Annotated in this window: 24 protein-coding genes and 1 pseudogene; 11 read left to right on the top strand and 14 right to left on the bottom strand. The window is 70.6% G+C overall.

Annotated elements, in window-relative coordinates:
- Nucleotides 1–1,399 precede the first annotated feature (1,399 nt).
- From AB0D85_RS04705 to AB0D85_RS04715, 3 genes are all read right to left on the bottom strand, one after another.
- Nucleotides 1,400–1,663 carry a hypothetical protein gene (locus AB0D85_RS04705; protein ID WP_362313552.1) on the bottom strand — a complete coding sequence of 88 codons (264 nt, stop codon included), beginning with the start codon at nt 1,661–1,663 and terminating at the stop codon, nt 1,400–1,402.
- Between the two features lie 383 nt (nt 1,664–2,046).
- On the bottom strand, nt 2,047–2,265 hold the full coding sequence (locus AB0D85_RS04710; protein WP_362313555.1) for a hypothetical protein: 219 nt from the start codon (nt 2,263–2,265) through the stop codon (nt 2,047–2,049).
- Between the two features lie 64 nt (nt 2,266–2,329).
- Nucleotides 2,330–2,725, bottom strand: coding sequence for a hypothetical protein (locus AB0D85_RS04715; RefSeq protein WP_362313558.1), 396 nt, complete (start codon nt 2,723–2,725; stop codon nt 2,330–2,332).
- 457 nt (nt 2,726–3,182) lie between these two features.
- Between AB0D85_RS04715 and AB0D85_RS04720 the strand changes: the two genes are divergently transcribed.
- Nucleotides 3,183–3,440, top strand: coding sequence for a hypothetical protein (locus tag AB0D85_RS04720; protein WP_362313561.1), 258 nt, complete (start codon nt 3,183–3,185; stop codon nt 3,438–3,440).
- 237 nt (nt 3,441–3,677) lie between these two features.
- On the opposite strand, the gene AB0D85_RS04725 is transcribed toward AB0D85_RS04720, so the two are convergent.
- Entirely contained in the window at nt 3,678–4,367 is a 690-nt protein-coding gene (locus tag AB0D85_RS04725) for a DUF4142 domain-containing protein (protein ID WP_362315152.1), read from the bottom strand.
- 554 nt (nt 4,368–4,921) lie between these two features.
- On the opposite strand from AB0D85_RS04725, the gene AB0D85_RS04730 reads away from it, so the two are divergent.
- Entirely contained in the window at nt 4,922–5,461 is a 540-nt protein-coding gene (locus AB0D85_RS04730; RefSeq protein WP_362313564.1) for a hypothetical protein, read from the top strand.
- 180 nt (nt 5,462–5,641) lie between these two features.
- On the top strand, nt 5,642–6,547 hold the full coding sequence (locus AB0D85_RS04735) for a helix-turn-helix transcriptional regulator (protein ID WP_362313567.1): 906 nt from the start codon (nt 5,642–5,644) through the stop codon (nt 6,545–6,547).
- 55 nt (nt 6,548–6,602) lie between these two features.
- On the opposite strand, the gene AB0D85_RS04740 is transcribed toward AB0D85_RS04735, so the two are convergent.
- Nucleotides 6,603–7,418 (bottom strand): SAM-dependent methyltransferase, encoded by an 816-nt coding sequence (locus AB0D85_RS04740; protein WP_362313570.1) that lies wholly within the window; start codon nt 7,416–7,418, stop codon nt 6,603–6,605.
- A gap of 312 nt (nt 7,419–7,730) precedes the next feature.
- Here AB0D85_RS04740 and AB0D85_RS04745 point away from each other — a divergent pair, with 312 nt between their 5' ends.
- Entirely contained in the window at nt 7,731–8,639 is a 909-nt protein-coding gene (locus tag AB0D85_RS04745) for an alpha/beta hydrolase (protein ID WP_362315155.1), read from the top strand.
- 16 nt (nt 8,640–8,655) lie between these two features.
- Here AB0D85_RS04745 and AB0D85_RS04750 read toward each other — a convergent pair whose 3' ends face one another.
- From AB0D85_RS04750 to AB0D85_RS04770, 5 genes are all read right to left on the bottom strand, one after another.
- Nucleotides 8,656–9,555, bottom strand: a complete 900-nt coding sequence (locus AB0D85_RS04750) for a dihydrodipicolinate synthase family protein (RefSeq protein WP_362313573.1) — start codon at nt 9,553–9,555, stop codon at nt 8,656–8,658.
- A 17-nt stretch (nt 9,556–9,572) separates the two neighbouring features.
- Nucleotides 9,573–10,238: an FMN-binding negative transcriptional regulator gene (locus AB0D85_RS04755; protein WP_362313576.1), complete on the bottom strand. Its 666-nt coding sequence runs from the start codon at nt 10,236–10,238 to the stop codon at nt 9,573–9,575.
- A gap of 70 nt (nt 10,239–10,308) precedes the next feature.
- Complete coding sequence (locus tag AB0D85_RS04760) at nt 10,309–11,280, bottom strand: MerR family transcriptional regulator (protein ID WP_362313579.1); 972 nt, start codon at nt 11,278–11,280, stop codon at nt 10,309–10,311.
- A 64-nt stretch (nt 11,281–11,344) separates the two neighbouring features.
- A complete protein-coding gene (locus tag AB0D85_RS04765; RefSeq protein ID WP_362313581.1) occupies nt 11,345–11,734 on the bottom strand; it encodes a MazG-like family protein in 390 nt (129 codons plus the stop codon).
- An 84-nt stretch (nt 11,735–11,818) separates the two neighbouring features.
- Entirely contained in the window at nt 11,819–12,364 is a 546-nt protein-coding gene (locus tag AB0D85_RS04770; protein WP_362313584.1) for a DoxX family membrane protein, read from the bottom strand.
- A 126-nt stretch (nt 12,365–12,490) separates the two neighbouring features.
- Between AB0D85_RS04770 and AB0D85_RS04775 the strand changes: the two genes are divergently transcribed.
- Together AB0D85_RS04775 and AB0D85_RS04780 are read left to right on the top strand one after the other, a co-directional pair.
- Nucleotides 12,491–12,817, top strand: a complete 327-nt coding sequence (locus tag AB0D85_RS04775) for a nuclear transport factor 2 family protein (RefSeq protein ID WP_362313587.1) — start codon at nt 12,491–12,493, stop codon at nt 12,815–12,817.
- Between the two features lie 48 nt (nt 12,818–12,865).
- A complete protein-coding gene (locus AB0D85_RS04780) occupies nt 12,866–13,852 on the top strand; it encodes an aldo/keto reductase (protein ID WP_362313590.1) in 987 nt (328 codons plus the stop codon).
- A 28-nt stretch (nt 13,853–13,880) separates the two neighbouring features.
- On the opposite strand, the gene AB0D85_RS04785 is transcribed toward AB0D85_RS04780, so the two are convergent.
- Nucleotides 13,881–14,648 (bottom strand): ABC transporter ATP-binding protein, encoded by a 768-nt coding sequence (locus AB0D85_RS04785; RefSeq protein ID WP_362313593.1) that lies wholly within the window; start codon nt 14,646–14,648, stop codon nt 13,881–13,883.
- Nucleotides 14,649–14,751: 103 nt separating this feature from the next.
- Nucleotides 14,752–16,242 (bottom strand): ABC transporter permease, encoded by a 1,491-nt coding sequence (locus AB0D85_RS04790; protein WP_362313596.1) that lies wholly within the window; start codon nt 16,240–16,242, stop codon nt 14,752–14,754.
- A 200-nt stretch (nt 16,243–16,442) separates the two neighbouring features.
- On the opposite strand from AB0D85_RS04790, the gene AB0D85_RS04795 reads away from it, so the two are divergent.
- On the top strand, nt 16,443–17,666 hold the full coding sequence (locus tag AB0D85_RS04795) for a serine hydrolase (protein ID WP_362313599.1): 1,224 nt from the start codon (nt 16,443–16,445) through the stop codon (nt 17,664–17,666).
- Between the two features lie 258 nt (nt 17,667–17,924).
- Here AB0D85_RS04795 and AB0D85_RS04800 read toward each other — a convergent pair whose 3' ends face one another.
- Together AB0D85_RS04800 and AB0D85_RS04805 are read right to left on the bottom strand one after the other, a co-directional pair.
- Nucleotides 17,925–18,683, bottom strand: a complete 759-nt coding sequence (locus tag AB0D85_RS04800; protein ID WP_362313602.1) for an SDR family oxidoreductase — start codon at nt 18,681–18,683, stop codon at nt 17,925–17,927.
- A gap of 148 nt (nt 18,684–18,831) precedes the next feature.
- Nucleotides 18,832–19,816, bottom strand: a pseudogene (locus AB0D85_RS04805) (Gfo/Idh/MocA family oxidoreductase).
- A 128-nt stretch (nt 19,817–19,944) separates the two neighbouring features.
- Here AB0D85_RS04805 and AB0D85_RS04810 point away from each other — a divergent pair.
- The 4 genes from AB0D85_RS04810 (at nt 19,945) to AB0D85_RS04825 (ending at nt 24,247) form a co-directional block, all read left to right on the top strand.
- Complete coding sequence (locus AB0D85_RS04810) at nt 19,945–21,270, top strand: multidrug effflux MFS transporter (protein ID WP_362313605.1); 1,326 nt, start codon at nt 19,945–19,947, stop codon at nt 21,268–21,270.
- Complete coding sequence (locus AB0D85_RS04815) at nt 21,210–22,403, top strand: serine hydrolase domain-containing protein (protein WP_362313608.1); 1,194 nt, start codon at nt 21,210–21,212, stop codon at nt 22,401–22,403. The genes AB0D85_RS04810 and AB0D85_RS04815 overlap by 61 nt, the downstream gene beginning before the upstream one ends.
- Complete coding sequence (locus tag AB0D85_RS04820) at nt 22,400–23,401, top strand: small ribosomal subunit Rsm22 family protein (protein WP_362313611.1); 1,002 nt, start codon at nt 22,400–22,402, stop codon at nt 23,399–23,401. The genes AB0D85_RS04815 and AB0D85_RS04820 overlap by 4 nt, the downstream gene beginning before the upstream one ends.
- 102 nt (nt 23,402–23,503) lie before the next feature.
- Nucleotides 23,504–24,247 carry a bifunctional DNA primase/polymerase gene (locus AB0D85_RS04825; protein WP_362313614.1) on the top strand — a complete coding sequence of 248 codons (744 nt, stop codon included), beginning with the start codon at nt 23,504–23,506 and terminating at the stop codon, nt 24,245–24,247.
- Nucleotides 24,248–24,267: the final 20 nt, after the last annotated feature.

The raw sequence follows: 24,267 nt of genomic DNA on the forward strand, positions 1-24,267 counted from the left end.
CTCCGGGACACTCGCAATGGCTTCGACACCATGCGAACTACCAGAGGTCCCGCCCTCTTGACAGGGCGCACACATCCTTAACGCACTGGCGTTGCACGAGAAGGGACACGACCGGCGACGACGTACCCGGCACGGACGCGTGCTCTCGTCGGACACGGAACTGGGCGTTGAGTAGCCACTGTACGAGCTGGTCGCCGCCGACGCCGACGTTGATCTGCTCTCTCAGCAGTTCGCACACTCCTCGCCCTTAGCGCCCCACTTCCACCCCAGTTGCTCCCGGCGGGGCCCCGGTGAACCACCGCCCTCCAAGTGTGTCGGCTCCCACCACGAGTGTGCTCGCGGGGGACAGGGGGTGGCGGGCCCGCCATGGACAGTCCGAGCGCCATGGCGGGTGGTGCCGGCCGGGATTTCCTGGGCACACTGCCCGCCAGACATGAAGATCACGGTTTGCAGTTGGAGTATTCGGCTGCCTGGCGTAGCGGATTTTCTGTTCCTGCCGGTGTCTGGGGCAACAGAGGAAACCTGTCATGCCGAGGGGCGTGCAGTGTCACTCCCGGGAGTGAAAGGGGTGCCATTCAGGAACCCGGTGACGGTGTGTCGAGTCCGAACAGGCATGTAACGGTTCATGTTGTTGGGCACCGAGGTGCGAGAGGTTCCTGATTACCGGTGCCGCATTCTTGCGCGAACGCGTGCCGGGAGTCCTGGGGCTATAGATTGTGTTTCCGTCCGTGCGTGGCTGTCCGACGGGGTTGATGGCGGGACGACGTGCGGATGGGCAACGGCGATCAGGGGATCGTCGCAGGTTGTGCCTGATGCGTCTGCGGTGTGCCTGTGACCGGCGGTGGAGGAACCGCTCGGTGTGATGGGGGCGGCGCACGCTGCTTCATGTTGGTGTGTATCAGTCAGGAGTTCCCGGTGCCCGATTCTGTTCCCACGGCATCAGGGATGCCTCAGTCCGGTTCTGGAACGCCGGATATCCCGTCGCAGAACGGGGCCGGTCTGAATGGGCGTCGCGGTTCAGGCCGGGAGGAGGTCGGATCCGACTCCTCTGTGGGCGGCGCATATATCTACAATCGGAGAACGGGGGCGTCGAATGACCGTTCAGACACTCCGCCTGAAAGCTTTCTGGATTTTCTGGACCGTCTTTCGGAGCGGGTCTTCACAAAGAACGACACGGCGTGGCCTGCCGTGTTCCAGTTCGCGCTGCTCGTGTTATTGCTGCCTGCATCGTTGATCGGAACCGTGATGGCGGCCCACGCTGCGGGCGTCCCCGGCTGGGCGATCGCCTCGGGGACAGTGACATCGGTCGGTGGAGTGGGGGTGGCGACCGCGAGCCGCCGCCGCAGCGCCGGCCGCGGGACGCGCCAGGGGCCGGGACGGCGCGGAGCCGGTCGCGGTTCTAGCCGGCGTCAGGGATCGCACCGCCGCCGTTGACGGTCGTGCGCTGGAATTCGCCTGTCGTGGTCCAGGCAACGCCGGGCGGGGTGTCTGGCGCACGACGTGTGCGGCGCAGCAGCCCCAGGACCACTGCGAGGAAGGTCGCCGCCGCTTGCGCGGCCAGGAACACGGCCGTACGCCCGGTACGGGGCACGGCGAGGGCTGCCCCGGTGGCCACGGCGAGCCCGAAGACCGTACAAGCGGCGATGAACACGGCGGACGACACGGCCCGGCCGCCCTCGGCCTGCGGGCGCCGGTGTGCTCCGCCCTGGTGGTGCGCAGAGGACCGGCGCGGAGGGAATCCCTCCGTGTGATCAGTTTCCTGTGTGGTCATAGTGGCCCCCACGGCATCGCCCCTCGCTACTTTCCGTCACTGGCTAGTTACCCATCATCCAGGGTGTAGGACATGCTCCGCTGGATATCGCCGCATGCAACAACGCAACTTTTGTCCAATGGGTTCTCCCGCTCCGGATGCAGGGAGCGATCGGGTCGTGTGGACCCCCTCACCGTCAGGCGCCGGCCTTCGGCTCGCGGAGCGCCTGCCTGGATCCCCCTCAAGCGGGCTTGCCGCAAGCTGGGCGCACCCGCCGTATCCCCTTCACCTGGGTGCTACCCCTCGCCGCCCCGGCCGTTGTCGTGAAGGCTCATGACCGTGGTGGTGGGCTCGTCCAACAAGGGCAGGCCGCCTGCCTGGACAGCGGCCTTCAAATTCTGCTCGATGTCGTGTGCCTTCGCGACCGGGTCCGCGACCTCGGTCGTGGACGTACCCGTGGACGTGGATTCAGCCGAGGATGCAGGTGCCGTGCCGCAGCCGGCGAGCAGAGTCACCAGTACGCCCGTGGCGCTCGCGACGACGGCAGCCCTTGCCGGCTGCGGCCCGGGGCGGCGGGTCTCAGCCCTGGACGAGTTTCGCAACGCCTTCGCCTGCCTGATCGGCCGCGACGTAGAGATCGCGGACGTCCTTCAGGTACCGGCCGAGGACCACTAGGTGGTCGTCCGGGATATCGCCGTGGCGAAACGTCCTCGCGAGTTCGTCGGCGTGGTCGGCGACGGACCGTTCGGCGTCGACGGCGACCAGGAAGCGGGCTGCGACCGCCACCTCGTCCGGCGGGAGGTAGAAGCAGGCGGTGCCGAGGTCATCGTCACCGAGGAGGTCGCCCATGGTGATGGGAAGTTCGCTGATCTCCTCGGGCCCCTGAGTCAGCAGGATCTGCTCCAGGACCTTCCACTCACGGCCGAGAAAACACTCGCTCTCCACACCGCTGCGTTCACCCGAGAATCCGGACACGACATGCCGGAATCCCTTGTCCGCATCCGCGGCGGAAACCCGTCGAAGTGTCATATCCATCGCCGACTACTCCGATCCACAGGTCTCAGGGGTCCTCAGTGCCCGCGCCAGGCGATCAAGGAACAGTCAGCTCAACGCTACCTTGTGATCATGGCTTCAGACCGGCGCGCGGGGACTGTCCGCCATTGAGTGCGAGGCATGGATCGCACCCGGTTGGGTGGCAAGTGCGGGATCGACGGTGTCCGGCGCCACGACCATCACACAGGAGCGCTCGACCCGGCGAGCCCGCCGGCCTTCGTCCGTATGCCCCGTGGCCCGGATCGAGCAATGGGCCGAGGGCGACGTCGGTAAGGCCGCTGGGTGGTCTCGAAGATGCAGAAGGACGGCTGGGAGCTCGTGGAAGAGACCCAGGGCCCGCTTCCGCTCCACACTCACCTTCCGTCGGCCGAAAAAGCCGTTGCCGTGGCTTCTGATCGGCATTGCGGCCGCCGTCCTCGTGATCCTGGCCATCGTCATCGGAGTTGCCTCTGCACTCAGTACCGGGGGCAAGAAGAAGGACGGGTCAGACAAGTCGACGGCCGCTGCGAGCGAGAAGCCATCCGATACCCCGAGTCCGGCTGTGGCCGAATCGGCTGCAGCTGATGTGATCACGCCTCAGAACAACCCGGACGATTGCGTTCAGCGGCTCGATCGTGAACATGGCGCACCACGGTGACTACGACACCCATCGACCTCTGAGCCACTCCTGGCGCTCACAGCGGGGCGCCAAACTCTCACACAAACGCTCTTCCCGCACGTTTGCGCAGGTCGGATAACGAGTTTTCACCTTGGGTATCGACCTGGGTCGATACCCAAGGCTGCGTATGTCTCCTTTTTTTGGGGGGGGCGGGAGGCCGGGGCCGAACACAGCGACCGCCTGGCCGGCGTAGGCCGCTCGGCCCCGGTCCTCACCTCATCCCACCGCCGGACTCGGTGAGACCGTGCTGTTCGCCGGCGGAGTGAGGGCGACCTGTGGCTGGCCCGCGACCGCGGGTGGTGGGGTCAGTTGCTGGGCCGGGAGGTTGGGTGAGGTGGTCTCCTGGACGAGGGCCTGGCCGAAGTCGACCAGGCCGGTCTTCTCCATGACCGTGATGTGGTCCAGGACCGTGTCGTTGGCCTGGGCGGCCAGCGCGCGGACCAGCGAGTTCCTCGTGGTGGTGCGGACGCTCGCGATCGTGGTGAGGAACTGGCCGTTCGTCGCGCGCACGGTGGTGGCCAGGTCCGTGTCGAACTGCTTGCCGCTTTCACCGTTCAGCCGGGACTCGAAGCTCTGCTGTTGCGAGGACGGCTGGTTGGGCAGCGTGATGCCCAGCTGATTGGCGACGTTGCGGCAGGCGGCGTCCAACGCGGCATCCCCGTCGACCAGATGCTCCCCGGCGCTCCTGACGGCCTTCGTCGTTCCCTTCTTCAACGCCGTCTGGCCGACGGGGTACTCCCACAGTCCGGCCGAGCGCACCTGGACCACGAAATCCCGGTCGGCTTCCGTCAGCGGCCCGGTCGCCGGCTTGGCGACGACCCGGTCGGGTGCGCTGCTGACCTTCTGAACTCCGAGCATGGAGGGGTAGAGGAGGGAGCTGAGGGTGAGGCTGAGCGCACCACCCACGAAGAGAGTTCCAGCCGCCTTCTGTGAAACGAGCACCGTGTCTCCTGATCCGGTTCTTCGGATCCCGCACGCATGGTCATACGGATGCGAGGGTTCCGTAGAACCTTTTGGGCTCGTCATGGGTTGGTAAAGCGACTGGCTCGGCGGCGCGAAGAAGGGCCGTTCGGCCCTATCGGCGGCCAGGGAAAGGGCTGTTGGGCCCTATCGGGACCGGGTGCCGCACGGTCGACCATGGAGCGGCGGCCGGGAAGGGCCAGGCCCATTCCCGCACTTCTGGTGCTTCCCGGCTCGTCGACGACACCAAGTGAGGGGGAGGACGCCGTTCGGCCGACGGGACACGACGCGGCGTTCGTGGCGTCACCGGCACAACAGGGCTGGGGTGGCGTACCGGATGACGATTCCAGGTCGCGCACTCGGAAAGTGCTGTGGTTCCACGGGACAGTTGTGCTGGAAGGGGCTACTGCGCCGCAATGGACTGCTCCAGCACGCACAACCTTCCGGATGGCCGCGGGTCTGAACAGGCACACACCTACGCGAACTACTGGGGGGTAGTCATGCGACGGATAGGTACTGCACTGGCCGCGATGATGCTCGCGGGCGGCGGACTGTTGGCCGGCACGGTGCCGGCGGTGGCCGCGTCGACGGCGGTGGACTGTGCCGTGACGTGGGGGAGCCTGGACAAGACCGGGGACGCTGTTGCCTCCAGGCGACTGACCGACGTGAGGGCCGGGCAGCACGAGTGCTTCGACCGTCTGGTCTTCGACGCCGAGGGTACGGCGGCCGCCCCGATCGGCTACAGCGTCCGCTACGTCGACGTACTGCACCAGGACCCGAGCGACGTCGTCGTTCCGATCAAGGGCGGAGCCATTCTGGAGATCTCGTTGTTCTCCCCGCGCTACGACGCGGCGACCGGAGAGCCCTATCCGCCGCTTCCGTCCGTCGACGTGACCGGGTACCGGACCTTCCGGGAGTTCAAGTTCACCGGTGGCTCCGAGGGCTACACCCAGGCCGGACTGGGTGTCCGCGCGCGGCTGCCGTTCCGGGTCTTCCAGACGGCCAACCATCTCGTCGTGGACGTGGCTCACACCTGGTGACCCCCTACGGTCGGCCAGGGGGCGCGTTTCCTGTGACGCGCCCCCGTTGAGCCCTCCTGTGAGCCGGTCGTGCGGTCGCTCGGTGTGCTGTCGGCGGACTGTCTGGTTCCGGATCTGGGCCCTTGCCGCACGGTCCTGTGCTTGTATGCATGGAGAGTCGCATCCACCGCAGGGAGTTTCATGGGCGGGAAAGAGGAGTTACGGGCACCGGACCACAGCGGGGTCCTGGACGAGCGGTCGGCGGGGCCCATGGTGCCGCGGCTGGCGCTGGGCGCACGGTTGCGGGGGCTGCGGGAGGAGCGGGGGATCTCCCGTGAGGCCGCGGGGGAGGTCATCCGGGCGTCCCGGTCCAAGATCAGTCGGCTGGAGGCCGGCCGTCACGGGGTCAAACTGCGTGACGTGGCCGACCTGCTCACGCTGTACGGAGTCACGGAAGCAGCCGAACGCGCCACCCTGCTCGCACTGGCGGAGCAGGCGAACGTGCCCGCCTGGTGGCAGGACTTCAACGACGTGGTGCCCGTCTGGATGCAGGCCTTTCTCGGGGCGGAGCAGGCGGCGAGCGTCATCCGCTGCTTCGAGGTGCAGCGCGTTCCCGTCCTGCTGCAGACCCCCGACTACGCGCGTGCCGCCGTCCGGTCCGCCCACTCGGGTGCCTCCGCGGAGGAGACCGAGCGGCGCGTCCTGCTGCAGATGACCCGCCAGTGGATCCTCCGCCGGCACCCGGCGACCCAGCTCTGGGCGGTGATCGACGAGGCCGCGCTCCGGCGCCCGGTGGGCGGCGTCGCGACGATGCGCGCCCAGCTCAGGCATCTCATCGAGATGTGCCGGCTCCCGCAGGTCACCGTCCAGATCATGCCGTTCGCCGCCGGCGGCCACGCCGCGGAATCCGGGCCGGTCACCATCCTGCGCCTGCCCGGCGGGCAGTTGCCCGACATGGTCTGCCTGGAACGGCTCGGCACGGCCCTGTATCCCGACCGCCCGGCCGACGTCGAGTGCTACTGGGATGTCATGAACCGTCTGGTGGTCGAAGCAGAATCACCGGACGACACCCCGACGATTCTGCATCGCGTCCTCCAGGAGACCTGAGGACCTGAAGGCCGGAAGGCCGGAAGGCCGGAAGTCCTTAGTCCTTAAGTCCTGATCAGCGCTTCAGGGCTACACCGCCGTACTGGTGGACCTGCTCGGGCAGTTCCCAGGCGCCCGCGTCAGGGCGCCAGCGCGAGCACGATGCCACGCCCGGCTCCAGCAGTTCCAGACCGTCGAAGAAGCGCGTGATCTGCTCGGGGCTGCGCAGGATGTACGGGAGCGAACCGCCCTCGTTGTACTGCCGGATGGCCTCGACGTAGTCCTTGCTCGTGTCCGTGCTGTCGTACTGCACGAGGTAGCTGCCGGGGGGCAGCGCCGCCACGAGTTCCCGTACGATCTCCCGCGCCTGGTCGTAGTCCTCGATGTGGCCGAGGATGCCCATCAGCATGAGGGCGACGGGCTGGTCGAAGTCGAGCGTCTTCCTGGCCTCCCGCACGATGGTGCTCGGGTCGCGCAGGTCGGCGTCCACGTAGTTGGTGACGCCCTCCGGCGTGCTGGTGAGCAGCGCGCGGGCGTGTGCCAGGACCAACGGGTCGTTGTCGACGTAGACGATGCGGCATTCCGGGGCCACCCGCTGGGCGATCTCGTGGGTGTTGTCCACGTTGGGCAGCCCGGTGCCTATGTCGAGGAACTGGCGGATGCCTTCGTCTGCGGCCAGGTGACGGACGGCGCGGGCGAGGAAGTAGCGGGCGGCACGGGCTCCGGTCTCGATTCCGGGGAAGATCGTGCGGAACGCGTCGCCGGCCACCCGGTCGACCTCGTAGTTGTCCTTGCCTCCCAGCCAGTAGTTCCAGATCCGGGCCGACTGCGGCACGGTGGTGTCGATCTTGGAGAGTGCCTCCTGCTCGGAGTTGTCCGCCTCGTGCGCCATGGAAGCTCCTGTGTCTGCGTGTGGTGAGGACGACCGAACCGTCGAACATCGTTCGTGGATGTCCACGCTATTCCGCGACGCGACGACTCAGGTGCATCAGTGGCCCTCAGTGGCCCCAACTGCCGCTGTTTGGCTGTCCGTTGGCTTGAATTCTTCGCCGGAGGAGATGGCGTCGGCGGCTGTGCTCGGTCCCCGAAGCCCGGCATCCGCATGCCGCGGCCGGCTTCGTGCTGCCTCTTGCGTGATGCGCCGCACGCCATCCATCATCAGGAATCCTGTTTGTTTAACTTTACAGCGATGGGTGGTCGCGCCATGCCGTTCAGCCCCAGAGTCCAGGCCAGGGGGGTCCAGTTGCTGCTCGGCCGTGTGATGAGCCGGGTGCACAAGGATCTTCGGTTCGGTGAGATTCCGAAGCACACCGAGGCGCTGACGGTCGAGACCGGGGCGGGGGCGGTGGCGTGCACCGTCTACCGGCCTCGGCCGCGGTCGTCGGCCGCCGCCGAGGCCCCCGCTCCCGTGTACGTGAACTTCCACGGGGGCGGGTTCGTCGTCGCCCGACCCGAGCAGGACGATCACATCTGCCGGTACATAGCCGCCACGGCCAACTGCGTCGTCGTCAACGTGGACTACGCCGTCGCCCCGCAGCAGCCGTACCCCGCCGCCGTCACCCAGGCCTACGACGTCACCGCGTGGATCGTCGAGAACGGTGCCGCGCACGACTGGGACGGCTCGCGCCTCGCCGTGGGCGGGCACAGCGCCGGCGCCAACCTGACCGCCGCGGTGTGCCGTACGGCCAGGGACCGCGGCAGCTTCACGCCCTTGCTGCAGATCCTCGACTCGGCGCCGCTCGACCAGGTCGCCGACCCGGCCACCAAGCGGTCACCCATCGCCAAACCACTGCTCACGCCCTCGCTCATGCGGATCTTCACCGCCGCCTATGTCCCGGACCCCGCGGACCGGGCCCTTCCGCTCGTCTCGCCCGGACTCGCCGACGACCTCGGCGGACTGCCGCCCGCCCTGGTCATCACCGCGGAGCACGACCGGTTGCGCGACGAGGGCGAGGCCTACGCCAAGGCCCTGGAGGCCGCCGGTGTCCCGGTCGTCCACCGGGTCTTCCCGGGCGTCGACCACTACTTCACCCACACCGGGCCGGTACCGGCGGGGAAGGAGGCCATCGAGTTGATGGCCACCAGTCTGCGGACGGCGTTGAGCGAACACTGACCGGACGGCGCTGGCCTCAAGCCGTCGTGCCGAGGTCCAGGTCGTCCAGTACGGTGATCAGCCGGCCGCGGGCGTCGGCCGGCAGGCCCCGGAGCGGCAGCGGCAGGTTGGGCTCGGTGGTGAGGCCCAGGTGGGCGGCGGCCGCCGACATCACGCGCAGGCCGCCGTACCGTCGGGTGAGGTCCCAGAGGGGTTCCAGGCGCGCGGAGCGGGCCGTGGCCTCCTCGGCGTCACCGGCCTGCGCGGCGCGGGTGAGGGCGAGCGCAGTGCGTGGGAACAGGCCGCCGAGGACCGAGTACCACGCCTCGCATCCCGCGTTCAGGCCGCCGGCCGCCGCCCAGTCGCCGCTCACGCCGATGCTCACCGTCTCCGGGAGCCGTGCCCGCAGCGCTGCCACCCGCTGCTCCGCGGCGGCCGGGTCGTCCGGCACCGGCGGGATCTTGACGGCGGCGACGTTCGGCAACTCGGCGATACGGCCGTGGAGTTCGTCGGTGAAGTCGACATGGGTGGTGCGCGGGTTGTCGTACACGCACAGCGGCACCGACAGCTCACGCGTGACGTCCTCGTACAGGCCGAACACCTCGTCGTCGGTGAGCGGTTGATACGTCATCGGGGCGAGCAGGACCGCGGACGCGCCCGCCTTCTGGGCGTCCTCGGCGTGGGCGAGCACCTGTGAGGTCCGCAGCGCCCCGATGCCGGCCATGACCGGCACACCGTCGGCGGCCTCGACCGCGAGCGCCGTCACGCGGGCGCGCTCCTCGCGGGTGAGGTAGGCGTAGCCGCCGGTGGAGCCCAGGGCGCCGATGGAGTCGACGCCGGCGGCGGCGAGGCGGGAGACGAGGGTGCGGAAGGCGTTCTCGTCGATGCCGTCCTCGGTGGTGGGGGTGAGGGGGAAGGCGCTGAGGCCGCGGAACATGGAGAACTCCTCGGAGGTCAGGACGGGGTCGCCGCGCGCGGGTTGTGGGTGCGGACCGCGGCGGCGAGCGCCGTGTCGTCGGCCCGGCCGCGGGCTTCGAGGCCGTCGACGACACCCTCGACGTTCTCCCGCGGCTGGTTCTGGCTGAGCTTGAACTTGGCCTCGACGCGGCTGATGACCAGCTCGACGCCCACGACGGCCCGCAGCTGACCCTCGATGAACTTCGCAGGGGCCTGGTCGACGGACCATGGGTCGGCATGGCTGGCGTGGTTGGCGTGGTCGGCCTCGTGGCGGTCGGTCAGGCGGCGTATCTGCGCCTCGGTCCAGGCGGGGTCGTCGTGCACGACGAGCTGTCCGTAGACATGCGCGGTGATGTAGTTCCAGGTCGGCACCACGCGGTGGTGCTCGCGCTTCGTGGCGTACCAGTTCGGCGTGATGTACGCCTCGGGCCCGCGGACGATCACCATGGCCTCGCCCTGGACAGGCTCGCGCCACTGGCCGTTAGCACGGGCCATGTGCCCGATCAGGGCGCCGTGTTCGCCGGCGTCCGGGTCGTACTCGAAGGGCAGCAGAGTGGACAGCAGGCCCTGCGGGGTCATGGTGATCAGGTCGGACGCGCCGTGGTTGACGAGGAGATCCCGGACGGCGTCCTCGGCGGGTGCGAAGTGTCTGGGGACGTACACAGTCGATGTCCTTCGTGAATCGGCGTGGATCGGCGTGGATCAGAGGGCCTTCGGAGGGCTTTCGGAGGGCCTACAGCGGGTTGTCGCGCAGCCAGTCCAGGACCTGTCGGGCGTGCTCGTCCGGTGGGAAGACCGGGTAGAAGGCGTGCTCGACCGTGCCGTCGCGGACGACGAGGGTCAGGCGCCTGAACAGCCTCGCGCCGTCGGCCTCGAAGGTGGGCAGGCCGAGCGCGTCGGCGAGAGTGAGGGCGGGGTCGGAGAGCATGTCGAAGGGCAGGCCGAGCCGCTCCACGACCTCGGTCTGGTAGTCGGCGTCCTGGCTCGACAGCCCGTACACGCGGCCGGCGCCGGCTTCGAGAAGGTCCTGGAAGTGGTCGCGGAAACCGCACGTCTCGGGGGTGCAGCCGCGGGCGCCGGGGATGGAGTTCCAGCCCTCCGGCAGGTCGGTGCCGGGGCGGCCGGTGAGAGGGTAGACGTAGATCACCGTACGGCGGGGCCCGAGCGCGTCCAGAGGGACGGCCCGGCCCGCGGTGTTCGGCAGGGCGAGGGGCGGCATGGCGGTGCCGGGCAGGTGGGCGGCGGCGCCGTCGTCCCCGGGGACGGGAAGGTCCGCGGGGAGGGTCAGATAGTCCTCACCCGCGGTTCCTTCCGGCGGTACGACGCCGCTGCCCCGGTGGGCCGCGACATGGAGGTTGGTGATCAGTGTCGAGCGGCGGGCGTTGAGGGCCTCGATGCGCTCGGTCAGCTCGTCGATGGCCTCCCGGTAGGTGGCCAGTGAGGCGGGGCAGTCGTCGGCGTGCAGGCTCCCGGCGGCCAGGCACTCCAGGAAGGGCCGGGTCCGTTCGACGGGGATGCCCAGCCGGTGCAGGGCCTTGATCTCCCGCACGAGGCGCACGTCGTCCTCGGCGTAGTCCCGGTAGCCGTTCGCCAGACGCTCGGGCGTGACCAGCCCCAGCGATTCGTAGTACCGCACCGCTTTCGTCGTCACGTCGGCCCGATGCGCCAGCTCACCGATCTTCATGCCGTTCACCTCCCTGCTCAAACGCTAGACCCTGCCCCCAGGGGCAAGGTCAAGCGCATGCGCGGGGCCGATCAGGCGAGCGGCTTCACACCGACGGAGCCGACGGAGCCGGCGGAGCCGACGCGGCCGACGGACCCAGTGGCCGGTCCCCGACACCTTTCAAGTGGGCCTCGAACACCTCCCGCGCCTCCGGCGTCAGCGTCCGCAGCGCCACCAGCGCCGTGATGACCACGTCGCACAGCTCCCCCTGTACGTCCTCCCAGGTGTGGGTGACGCCCTTGCGCGGGTTCTGGCCGGTCGCGCCGATGACCGCCTCGGCGACCTCGCCGACCTCCTCGGAGAGTTTGAGGATGCGGAGCAGTACGCCCTCGGGGCCGGCGTGCTTGCGGGTCGCCTCCAGGCGGGCCCAGAGTTCGTTCACGGCCGGCCACAGATCGACGGGGGCCGTGGTGTCGGGGGTGTCCTGGTCGCTCATGGACCGTAGCTTGCCCCACCCGGCGCTCTTCCTCGAACAGCGCCTCACGCTTCGAACAGCGCCTCATTGCTCGAACAGCGCGCCTCACTCCTCGAACAGTGCCTCCTGCTCGCCCTGGCCGGTCCGCCGCACCCGGCAGTTCCGTGCCCCGATCACCGCTGACGTCACCGCCGCCGTCACGCCCAGCGCCACCGGGACCATCCAGCCCCGGTCGAAGACATGGCCGAGTGCGTGGTCCAGGGAGAGCCGGCCGGGGCCCGAGACGGCGAGGCCCGCCGCGGCCAGGCCCAGGGTCGCCGCGTACTCGTAGCCGCCCTCCTGGGCGAAGAAGCCGTTGGGCAGGAGGATCGCTGCCGCGCCCGCCATCGCGCCGGCCGCCGCGGCGCCGGCGGCGGGGGTCGCCAGGCCCAGGGCGAGGAGCGTTCCGCCGCCCGCCTCCGCCAGGCCCGCCGCCATCGCGCTCTGCCTGCCCGGTGCGTAGCCCACCGACTCCATGAACTGGCCCGTGCCCTCGATCCCGCCCCCGCCGAACCAGCCGAGCAGCTTCTGCGCACCGTGTGCCGCCAGCACGCCCCCCGTACCCAGCCGGAGCAGCAGCAGGCCCACATCACGTCGGTCGTAGCAGGTCACGGTGGCTCCTCGGGCAGCGCGGCGATTGAGGTCGGGTCTCCACCGTCGCACCAGCCCCACCCGGGTGGCCCGTCCTCACAGCCGTTCGGGTGGCGGGCCCCCGGCCCCGGTGTGAGGCTGGCCGGTATGACGATCAAGACAGCCAAGCTCAGCGACCCGGCCGTCCGGGCCTTCGTCACCGCCGTCAACGCCCATGACCGCGAGGGCTTCATGCACCTTCTCGCGCCCGGCGCGACCATGTCGGACGACGGCGCCGACCGCGACCTCGCCGACTGGATCGACCGCGAGATCTTCACCTCCAACGGTCACATGGACGTAGAGAACGAGACCTCCGGCGGCCGCGCCCTCGTCGCCCGCTACCGCAACGACACCTGGGGCGAGATGCGCACCCGGTGGTCGTTCGTCATCGAGGACGACGGACGGATCTCGCGCTTCGAGACCGGCCAGGCCTAGTAAGTCTCCTTGTCCTCGTGTGCGCTTCAACTCCTAGTCTTCTCAGACATGGAAACGGACAGCACCACCAGGACCCTGGGACGTTCCGGCATCCGCGTCAGCGCGCTCGGCTTCGGCTGCTGGGCCATCGGCGGTGAGTGGCAGGACGCGAGCGGGCAGCCGCTCGGCTGGGGGAAGGTCGACGACGAGGAGTCCGTACGGGCCGTCCGGCGCGCCCTCGATCTCGGCGTCACCTTCTTCGACACCGCCGACACCTACGGCACCGGACACAGCGAACGCATCCTCGGCCGCGCCCTCGGCAAGCGGCGCGACGACGTGGTCGTCGCCACCAAGTGGGGCAACGTCTTCGACGAGGAGAGCCGTACGCTCGTCGGGCGCGACGACTCGCCGGGGCACGTCCGGCGTGCTCTCACCGCCTCGCTCCGCCGCCTCGGCACCGACCACGTCGACCTCTACCAGCTGCACATCTCCGACGCCGACCCGGTCCGCGCCGCCGAACTCCGGGACGTCTGCGAGGAACTGGTCGAGGAGGGGCTCGTCCGCGCGTACGGCTGGAGCACCGACGACCCCGCCCGCGCCGCCGTCTTCGCGGAAGGGCCGCACTGTACGGCCGTGCAGCACACCCTGAACGTGCTCCAGGATTCGCCTCGACTCATCCAAACCTGCGAGCAGTCGGACCTCGCGAGCATCAACCGCAGTCCGCTCGCCATGGGGTTGCTCGGAGGGCGGCGGGAGAAGGCCACCGCCGGGGACATCCGCAGCAGGCCGCCGGCCTGGCTGCCCGGGTTCGGGGACGGGGACGGGGCCGACCCCGAGTGGGTCGAGCGGATCGACGCGCTGCGTGAGGTCCTGACCAGCGGCGGCCGTACTCTCGCGCAGGGCGCCCTCGCCTGGATCTGGGCGCGCAGCCCGCGCACGGTCCCCATTCCCGGGTTCCGGTCCGTCACCCAGGCCGAGGAGAACGCCGGCGCGATCGCGAAAGGGCCGCTCGGCGCCGAGCAGTTGGCCGAGATCGACCAACTCCTCGGGCGCTGAGCGGCCCCGCACCGACAAGGGTCAGTGGTCAGTAGCCCTGACCGCTGCCGCCGCCGTACTGCTGCTGCACATACGGCTGCTGGCCGTGTCCCGCCGCCTGCTGCGCGAACCGCTGTCCGCCGCCCTGCTCGGTGAGGGTGATCTGGCCGGCCTTGATGGTGGCCAGGCGCGGGGCGCGGCGGGCGATGGAGGAGTCGTGGGTGACCATGATGAAGGTCAGCCCGTACTCGTGCCACAGGCCTTCGAGGAGGGCCATGATGTCGTCGCGGGTGCCCTCGTCGAGGTTGCCGGTCGGTTCGTCGGCGAGGAGGACCTTCGGCTTCTTCACCAGGGCGCGGGCGATCGCGACGCGCTGCTGCTGGCCGCCGGAGAGTTCGGAGGGGGCGTGCCCGAGGCGCTCGCCCAGACCCACCGAGCGCAGGGCCTCCGCCGCACGCTCGCGGCGCTCGGCCGGCTTCACGCCCAGGGGCACGAGGGCCGTCTCGACGTTCTCCTGCGCGGTCAGCGTCGGGATGAGGTTGAACGCCTGGAAGATGATGCCGATCTTCTCGGCGCGCAGCCGGGTCAGCTTGGTCTCGCTGATCCGGGCGAGGTCCTCGCCGTCCAGTTCGACACTGCCCTCGGTCGGGCGGTCCAGGCCGCCGATCATCTGGAGCAGGGTCGACTTGCCGCCGCCGGTGGGGCCCTGGATGACGAGCTGGTCGCCGTCCTCGATGGTCAGGTCGATGCCGCGCAGCGCCTCGATCGTCTCCTTGCCCCGCGTGTAGCGCTTGGTGACACCGGTGAGTCTGTACATGGGTTCTCCACAGGGTGGTAAGGCCGCAGGTGGTAAGGGGGGCGGGGCGCCGCGTCCCGGGGGGAACGGAGGCGGCGCCCCGGTCTGGGGAGGGGCGAGGGTGCTACGAGACGCTGCGCAGGGCGTCGGCCGGGCGCATCCGGGAGGCGCGCCAGCCGCCCATCGCGCCGGCGATCAGACCGCCGGCGACCGCGAGGCCGACCGCGAGGGCGATGGTGGTGAGGGAGACGGGCGCGGTCAGCGCGATCTCCAGGGTGTTCTGGGTGGACTGCTGGCCGGGGCCGCCGCCGCCCGGGCCGCCGCCCATGCCGCCACCGCCGCCGGTGGAGCCCAGCTGGGCCGTGAGCTTCGGGCTGATCGCGGTGACCGCGTAGGCCGCGCCGACGCCGAGGGCGATACCGAGGGCGCCGCCGATCAGACCGTTGACCATGGACTCGCCGACGACCTGCCGGGTCACGTTCCGCGAGGGCCAGCCGAGGGCCTTCAGGGTGCCGAACTCACGCACCCGGCGGGACACCGCGGAGGAGGTCAGCAGGGCCGCCACCAGGAAGGCCGCCGCGAGGACCGCGATGGACAGCCACTTGCCGACGCTGGTCGCCAGGCTGGAAGCGGTGGAGAGCGAACCGGAGACGGTGGACGCCAGGTCGGCGGAGGTGGTGACCGTCGTACCGGAGATGTTCGACTGGATCTCCTTCTTCACCGTGGAGATCTGCTTGGAGTCGGTCGCCTTGACGTAGATCGTGGTGACCTCGTTCTTCGCGTCGCCCAGCGACTGCGCCAGCTTCAGCGGGATGAAGAGGTCGGTGTCGGACTCGCTGCTGTCCGGCGTGGCGATGCCGATGACCGTGAACTTGGTGCCGGAGATCTTGAAGGTCGAGCCGACCTTGTACTTCTTCGACTTGGCGTACGACTTGCTGACCAGCGCGACCTTGGCGCTGGTCTGCGCCGAGGTGAACGTCTTGCCCGAGGTGACCTTCATCGACGCCAGCGGGCCGAGGCCCTGGTGGGCGACGTCGACGCCGACGACCGAGTAGCTGTTGACGTTGAAGTTGGCGCCGCCGCCCTGGACCTGCGGCTGGCCGCCCGAGCTGCTGCTGCCGCTGGTGCCGCCCGGCTGCCCCTGGCCACCGCTGCTGCCACTGCTGCTGTTGCTGCTGCTGCCGGTGGTGGTCTTCGCCTTGCCCTGCGTGAAGGAACCGTCGACCTTGGTGACGTTGAGGGAGAGCGCTCCGACCGCGCTCTCCACGCCCTTCTGGCCGGCGACCTTGGTGACCAGGGAGGACTTCAGGGCCTGACCGCCCTGAGTCATCACCCGGTCCGAACTCTGCTTGGTGCTGCTGCTGGACTTGGCGCCGAACTTGAAGCTCGGGCCGCCCGAACTGCCCGAGGTGGGGGCCGACTGCGCCTTGGTCACCGTCATGTCGGTGCCGAGGCCGTAGAGCGACTGAAGGACCTTGTCCTGCGCCTTGGACATGCCGGCCGACACCGAGCTGACCGTGATGACCAGCGCGATTCCGAGCGCCAGACCCAGTGCGATGACCAGGGCCGCCTTCTTTCTGCGGCCCAGCTCGCGCTTGAGATAGATGCCAAACATCCCGTTCCTCGCAGGTTCTTGGCGCCCGCTGTGGGCGCTGGCTCAAGCTAGGGAGAAACCTTTGAGGCGCACTGAGTAAAAGATGTGTCAGAGCTGAGAAAACGCGCACTCTTATCAAACTTTCATAAGACAGCAAATTCCTATCTCGGGGAGGGGGCCCTCCAAGGAAAGTGCTGTTGGATGCGGTGTACGGTCCCGGGATGCGCGATTCCTCTCGGCTGACCCGGCGTGCCGCCCTCGGACTGACGGCCGCCGCTCTGCCCGTGTACACGGCCACCCCCGCATCCGCGACCACCGTCATAGGCGGCGAGCGCCTGGCCGGCGGCGGCATACAGGTACGCGGCGCCACCGGCCTGCCCAAGAAGATCACCGCCCGGGCCTGGCTGCTGGCCGACTGCGACAGCGGAGAGGTGCTCGCCTCGTACAACGCGCACCGGCGCCTGCCGCCCGCGTCCACCCTGAAGATGCTGTTCGCGGACACCGTGCTGAAGAAGTTCGAGCGCAGCGGGCGCTACAAGGTCAAGGACTCCGACATCTCCGACGTCCCGTCAGGCTCCAGCCTGGTCGGCATAAAGCCCGGCATCACCTACACCGTCGAGCAGCTGTGGCAGGGCGTCTTCCTGCGCTCCGGCAACGACGCCGTGCACGTCCTCTCCCACATGAACGGCGGGATCGCGAAGACCGTCGCCGAGATGCAGGCCAAGGCGGTCGACCTGCAGGCCCTCGACACCCATGTGGTCAGCCCGGACGGCTTCGACCACAAGGGCCAGCTGTCGTCGGCGTACGACCTGACCCTCTTCGCCCGCCATGGGCTCAAGGACGACGCGTTCCGGGGCTACTGCGGGACGAGGACCGCGAACTTCCCGGCGGGCGGCAAGAAGACCTTCCAGATCCAGAACACCGACCGCCTGCTCACCGGCGCCTGGGGCCTCGACGTCTACAAGGGCCTGTTCGGCGTCAAGAACGGCTACACCAGCAACGCCGGCAACACCTTCACCGGTGGCGCCACCCGGGGCGGCCGCACCCTGCTGGTCACCGTGATGCACCCGGCCCCCGGCACCAACGCCGTGTACGAGGAGACCGCGGCGCTGCTCGACTGGGGCTTCGGGAAGGGGAGTTCGGCGCAGTCGGTGGGGGCGCTGGTCGATCCGCTGAGCGAGGGCGGGGCGAGCGCGAGCCCGTCGCCCTCGAAGGGGGCCGCGGGGGCGTCCGGGACGTCGGCGGCGGCTTCGGGATCGTCCCGCCCGTCACCGTGGCGGCTCGCGGAGGGCGGGGCGGGGACGCTCGCGCTGCTGGGCGGCGCGGGGGCGTGGGCGCTGCGCAAGCGGCGGCGGCGAACGGCTGTCGCCGGTGCCGATACCGGTGCCGATACCGGCAGTGGCGCCGCTGTTGAGTCCGACTCGGGGGACCCGCAAGGGAGTTGACGTACGCGGCTCGGCTCGCGTGCACGCGGCAGCCGCCCCACCCACCGGTGTGTACCCGCGGTCCCGCACGGGCCCACCCCCACCCGGTCCGGTGGAACGGCTGCCGCCTCCCCCCTCGGTGTGGTCGGCGGAATCCCAAAGCCTCAAGTGTGAAGGTCTGGTGTAGGAGAGTTGAGCATAGGCTTCTTACCGGCCGCAATACCGCGGACGTTCATATTCCGCTTGTGTAGGTTGTGGAGATCCGGACTGAACGGCGGTTCAGCCCCGGCCCACGTACGGCATCGCCGTCGCCAGGACCGTCGCGAACTGCACGTTCGCCGCCGACGGCAGCTCGGCCATGTGCCGCACGGTCCGCGCCACATCGGCGACGTCCATCACGGGTTCCGGGGCGATCTCCCCGTTCGCCTGGAGCGCACCGGTCTCCATCCGGGCCGTCATGTCGGTGGCCGCGTTGCCGATGTCGATCTGCCCGACCGCGATGCCGTACGGCCGCCCGTCCAGGGACAGCGACTTGGTGAGCCCCGTCAGCGCGTGCTTGGTCGCGGTGTAGGCGACGGAGCGCGGGCGGGGCGTGTGCGCCGAGATGGAGCCGTTGTTGATGATCCGCCCGCCCTGCGGCTCCTGCTCCTTCATCTGCCGGAACGCCGCCTGCGCGCACAGGAACGCCCCGTTGAGGTTGGTGTCCACGACGTGCCGCCAGGCGTCGTAGGGGAGGTCCTCGACCGGCACCCCGCCGGGGCCGAAGGTGCCCGCGTTGTTGAACAGCAGGTCCACCCGCCCGAACCGCTCCACGGCCGCCGTGAACAGCGCGTCGACGTCATCCGGTTCCGACACGTCCGTGCGTACGGCGACGGAGGCGCCCTCGGGTGCCAGCGCGGCGGTCGCTTCCAGCGTGGCCGGGCGGCGGCCGGCCAGGGCCACCGACCAGCCGGCGCGCAGCAGTTCCACGGCGACGGCGCGGCCGATGCCGGAGCCGGCGCCGGTGACGACCGCGATCTTTGGTTGTTTGGGGTTCATGGGCGCAGCGTAGGCGCTGTGTTGGGCGGCGCCGGGTTGCGTTGTCGGTTGGCTGCGGCTGCGTTGTGGCTGGTCGCGCCCACGCGGCGGAGCCGCATATCAGAAACAGCCCCGCGCCCCTTACGGGGCGCTTCGCTGACGGGGTGTTTTACGCCTCCCCGGCGTACCGCACGCCGATCTGCTCCCGGAGTGTGTCCAGGGTGCGCATGACCGCGAGGGTGCCGTCGAGCGGGACGAGGGGGGACTCGGTCTCCCCGGCCCGCAGCGCCCGCATGACCTCCCGGGCCTCGTGGCGCAGGGTGGTGCGCGGGCCGTCGGCCGGGTTCATGGCGAACTCCTCCGGGTCGCGGCCGTCGCGGTGCAGGACGAAGTGCTCGGGGTGGAAGAAGCCGTCCGGGATGTCGATCCGGCCCTGCGAGCCGGTGATCGAGGCGGTGGTGCCGGTACCGCCGACGATGGAGCAGTGCACCATGGCGAGAGCGCCGCTCTCCCAGGAGAGCAGTGCACCCGTCTGGAGATCGACGCCCTCCTCCGAGAGCACCGCTCGCGCCGACATCCCGTCCGGTTCACCGAGGCGACACCGGGTACACGCCCAGGTCGAGAAGCGCGCCCCCGCCCAGCGCCGGGTCCCGCAGCCGGTGCGCCGGCGGGAACGGGCCCTCCAGCCCGAAGTCCGCCTGCACGGTCCGTATCTCCCCGATCGCCCCGTCCGCGACCAGCGCCGTCAGCCGCCGCACCAGCGGGTTGCAGTACGTCCACATCGCCTCCATCAGGAAGCGGTCGTGCTCCTTCGCCAGCGCGACGAGTTCCTCGGCCTCACGGCTGTTGATCGTGAACGCCTTCTCGCACAGCACGTTCCGCCCCGCCTCCAGGCACAGCCCGGCGGCCGCCCGGTGCGCCGAGTGCGGAGTGGCGACGTACACGACATCGATGTCCTCGTCCCGGGCCAGCGACTCCCAGTCGCCGTACGCCCGGCCGATCCCGAACCGCTCCGCGAACGCCTCGGCCGACTCCGCCGACCGCGAGGCCACCGCCGCGATCTCCGCGTCCGGAAGATCCACGAGGTCCGCCGCGAAGGCGGCCGCGATCCCGCCCGTCGCCAGGATCCCCCACCGCACGCTCTGCTCCGCCATCCCGGCCGCCCCACCCTCGCTCATGTGTTTCCAGGCAGTGTCTACGAGCTGAGAGCATAGGTGGCGGACATCGGGGTTCACCAAGCAAGGGAATCAGCGAGCACGAGACACACGGAGAGCGAGGGGCAATGCCCGAGCAGCCGGCGCCGCCGACATCGGACACACAGGACACCGCCGCACCCCATGGATCCCCCGCAGCCACCGTCACCGCCACCCCCGCCGCCCGCCGCACCGGTCTCCTCCTCGTCCTGATCCTCGGCGGTCTCACCGCGACGCCCCCGCTGGCGATGGACATGTACCTCCCCTCCCTGCCGGAGGTCACCCGCTCCCTGCACGCCCCCGCCGCGACCGTCCAGCTCACCCTCACCGCCTGCCTCGCCGGAATGGCCCTGGGCCAGCTGGTCGTCGGCCCGATGAGCGACCGCTGGGGCCGCCGCCGCCCGCTGCTGACCGGCCTCGCCGTCTACGTCGTCGCCACCGCCCTGTGCGCCCTCGCCCCGGACGTCGGGACCCTGGTCGCCTTCCGTCTCGTCCAGGGACTCGCGGGCGCGGCCGGCATCGTCATCGCGCGAGCCGTCGTACGCGACCTCTACGACGGGGTCGCCATGGCCCGTTTCTTCTCCACCCTGATGCTGGTCTCCGGGGCCGCCCCGATCGTCGCCCCGCTGATCGGCGGGCAGATCCTGCGGGTGACGGACTGGCGGGGCGTCTTCGTCGTCCTCACCGTCGTCGGCGCGGTGCTCGCCGCGCTGGTCTGGGCGAAGTTGCCGGAGACCCTGCCGGTCGCCGACCGGCACGGCGGGGGAGCGGCCGGTGCCGTACGCGCGATGCGCGCCCTGCTCGCCGACCTCCCGTTCACGGGCTACATGCTCGCGGGCGGGTTCGCCTTCGCGGCCCTCTTCGCCTACATATCCGCGTCCCCGTACGTCATTCAATTGATCTACGGCGCCTCTCCGCAGACCTTCAGCCTGCTCTTCGGCCTCAACTCGGTCGGCCTGGTGATCACCGGGCAGGTCAACGGCAAGGTGCTGGTCGGCCGGGTCAGTCTGGACAAGGTGCTGGGCGCGGGCCTGGTGGTGACCGTTCTCGCCGCGACCGCGCTGCTGCTGATGGCGACCGGCGCCCTCGGCCCGGTCGGACTCGCCCCCGTCGCCGCCGCCCTCTTCGTGCTGATGTCCGCGATGGGCTTCACCCTCCCCAACGCCCAGTCCCTCGCCCTGCTGCGCACCCGGCACTCCGCCGGTTCCGCGTCCGCGCTGCTCGGCACCTCCTCGTTCCTGGTCGGCGCGGTCGCCTCGCCGCTGGTCGGGGTCGCCGGGGAGAGAACCGCCGTGCCCATGGCAATCGTCCAACTGGCGGGGACACTGGTGGCGCTGGCCTGCTTCGTGGGAATGTGCCGTCCCTGGGCAGCACGTGGGAACACACGTGCGGGGACGGAGGGAGCGGAGCACTGAGCGTACCGAGACTGCGCGTCGAGACACCGGAACGGGCCGGGCTCGACCCCGCGGAACTCAGGCACCTCGTCCGCGACGTGCGCGACCTCACCACCGGTGAGCGGCCATGGTCGGCCGGGGTCGTCGTGGTCGCCGGGCGCGGGCCCGTGATCGCCGTGCAGGAGGCGGCCGGCTGGGCCGTGCGCTATTCCGCGTACGACCCCGAGGCCGACGCCGGTGTCGAACTGCTGCCCGCCGCCCGGGTCCCGATGACCGTCGGCACCCCCTTCGACCTGGCGTCCCTCACCAAGCTCTTCACCGCGGTGGCCGCCGTGCAGCAGCTGGAACGCGGCACCCTGGGCATCGACGCCCGCGTCGGCGCCTACCTCCCCGACTTCCACGCGGCCGCCGCCCACGGCATCACCGTCCGCCAGCTGCTCACCCACACCTCGGGCCTGCGCCCCGAACTCCCGCTCCACGACTGCCCCGACGACACGGCCCGGCTGGAACTGCTGCGCGCCGAGGCACCGAGCAGCGCACCCGGCGCGTACCGCTACTCGGACCTGAACATGCTCCTCCTCCAGTACGTCCTGGAGCGGATCACCGGCCGCACCCTCGACGTCCTCGTCCGCGAGGGCATCACCCGCCCGCTCGGCATGACCGCCACCGACTTCGGCCCCTGCCCCGGCGCGGCGGCGACGGAGGACCAGCGGCGGCCGTGGGCCAAGGCGGACCGCGGGATGCTGCGGGGGGTCGTGCACGACGAGAACGCCTGGGCGCTGGGCGGCGTCGCCGGGCACGCCGGACTCTTCTCCACCGCGGGCGACCTGGCGATCTTCTGCCGGGCGCTGCTCGCGGGCGGCGCGTACGGCCCGGCGCGCATCCTCGGCCCCGACTTCGTGGACCTGCTGCTGGGCCCGCCCGGCCTGGGGTTCCTGGTGGACCAGCGGTGGTTCATGGGCGAGCTCGCGGGACGGGGCGCGGCGGGCCACACCGGGTTCACGGGGACGAGCCTGGTGCTGGACCGGGCGACGGACACGTTCCTCGTGCTGCTGGCCAACACCGTGCATCCGCGGCGGCGGCCAGGCGACAGCGCACCCCGGGCGGCCGCGGCGACCCGCCTCGCCAGAGCTGTCCATACAATCGCCGGGTGAACCACCCCGCAGCCCCCGGCTCCGTGTCCCCGGCCGAACAGCTTCGCGCCACCCTCGACCGCCTCCTCGACGGACTCCCGCCCAAGCAGGCCGCCGGAGCCGTGCAGCGGCTGATCGCCAACTACCGGGGTGCCACCCCGACCGACGCGCCGATCCTGCGGGACCGGGCGGACGTGGTGGCGTACGCGGCCTACCGGATGCCGGCGACCTTCGAGGCGGTACGGTCCGCGCTGGCGGCGTTTGCCGACGTGGTGCCGGAGGGGTGGGTGCCGGGGAGCCATGTGGACGTCGGAGGCGGGACGGGCGCGGCGACCTGGGCGGTGACCGACACCTGGGCCGGGGTGCGGCCGGTGACGGTCCTCGACTGGGCCGAACCGGCGCTGGCCCTCGGCCGGGAGATCGCCGCGGCCAACCCGGAGCTGCGCGACGCGGTGTGGCAGCGCTCTCGGATCGGAGCGGCGCTCACCATCGAGAGCACTGATCTCGTCACGGTGTCGTACGTCCTCAACGAACTCGACGAGGCCGACCGGGCGACCCTCGTCGACACCGCCGCGGCCGCCGCCCGGGCGGTCGTGATCGTCGAGGCCGGCACACCGGCCGGCTACGCCCGCATCATCGAGGCCCGCGACCGGCTGACCGCCGCCGGCTTCCGCATCGCGGCCCCCTGCCCGCACAGCGCCGGCTGCCCGATCGTCCCCGGCGCGGACTGGTGCCACTTCTCGGCCCGGGTCAGCCGCTCCTCCCTGCACCGCCAGGTCAAGGGCGGCTCACTGGCCTACGAGGACGAGAAGTTCAGCTACGTGGCCGCGACCCGCCTGCCGGTCACCCCGGCGCCCGCCCGGGTGGTCCGGCGGCCCCAGATCCGCAAGGGACAGGTGCTGCTCGACCTGTGCGAGGCCGACGAGCAGCTGCGCCGGACGACGGTCACGAAGCGACACGGCGACCTGTACAGGGCGGCGCGGGACGCGGACTGGGGCGACGCCTGGCCGCCGAGGTGACACCACCCCGGCACCACCCCGCACCACCCCCGTACCCCCCGCTTCGCACCCAGATGGGACCATAAGGCATGCTGTCCGCACCACAGGGAGGCGAGGCGATAGATGAGCGCGACGTTCGGCGGCCGGAGCGGCCGACAGGGCAGACTCTCCCAGTGGCTCCTCGGACGGCGCTCGAAGGAGACCGCCGCCATCGACGACGGCGGCCGTGAGGCCCTGCTGCTCGCCGCCGCCGGAGCGGGCCTCCCGCTGGCCCCCGCCGCGCACCCGGCCCCCGGCTACGGCTGCTCCTGCGACCGCGTCGGCTGTCCCACCCCCGCCCGGCACCCGGTGTCCTTCGCCTGGCAGACGCAGTCCACCACCGACCACGCGCAGATCGAGCGCTGGGCCCGGCACCAGCCGCAGGCCAACTTCATCACCGCGACCGGGATGACCCACGACGTCCTCGACGTGCCCCTGGAGGCCGGCCGGCAGGCGCTGGAGCGGCTGCTCGCCAACGGCGTCGAGGTCGGTCCCGTCGCCGGGAGCGACGACGGCCGGATGCTCTTCTTCACCCTCACCCGCGGCACCCCCGAGGACGAGGACGAGTGGTGGCCGTGCGAACTGGACTGCCGCCCCGAGACCATGGACGAGCACCCGGGCCTGCGCTGGCACTGCCGCGGGTCGTACGTCCTGGTCCCGCCCGCCCGGCTGCCCGGGGACGACGACCGCCGGGTGCACTGGGTACGCGGCCCGGAGCACGCGCTGCCCGACCCGCTGACCCTCCTGGAGACCCTCACCGACGCCTGCGCACGGCACGCCGGCGAGGAACCCGACGAGGTGGCTGCCGCCTGGCCGCTCGGGCGCTGAGCGCTCCGCCGGCTGTGCCG

It is taken from the genome of Streptomyces sp. NPDC048277, from assembly GCF_040652235.1.
Classification (GTDB): Bacteria; Actinomycetota; Actinomycetes; order Streptomycetales; family Streptomycetaceae; genus Streptomyces.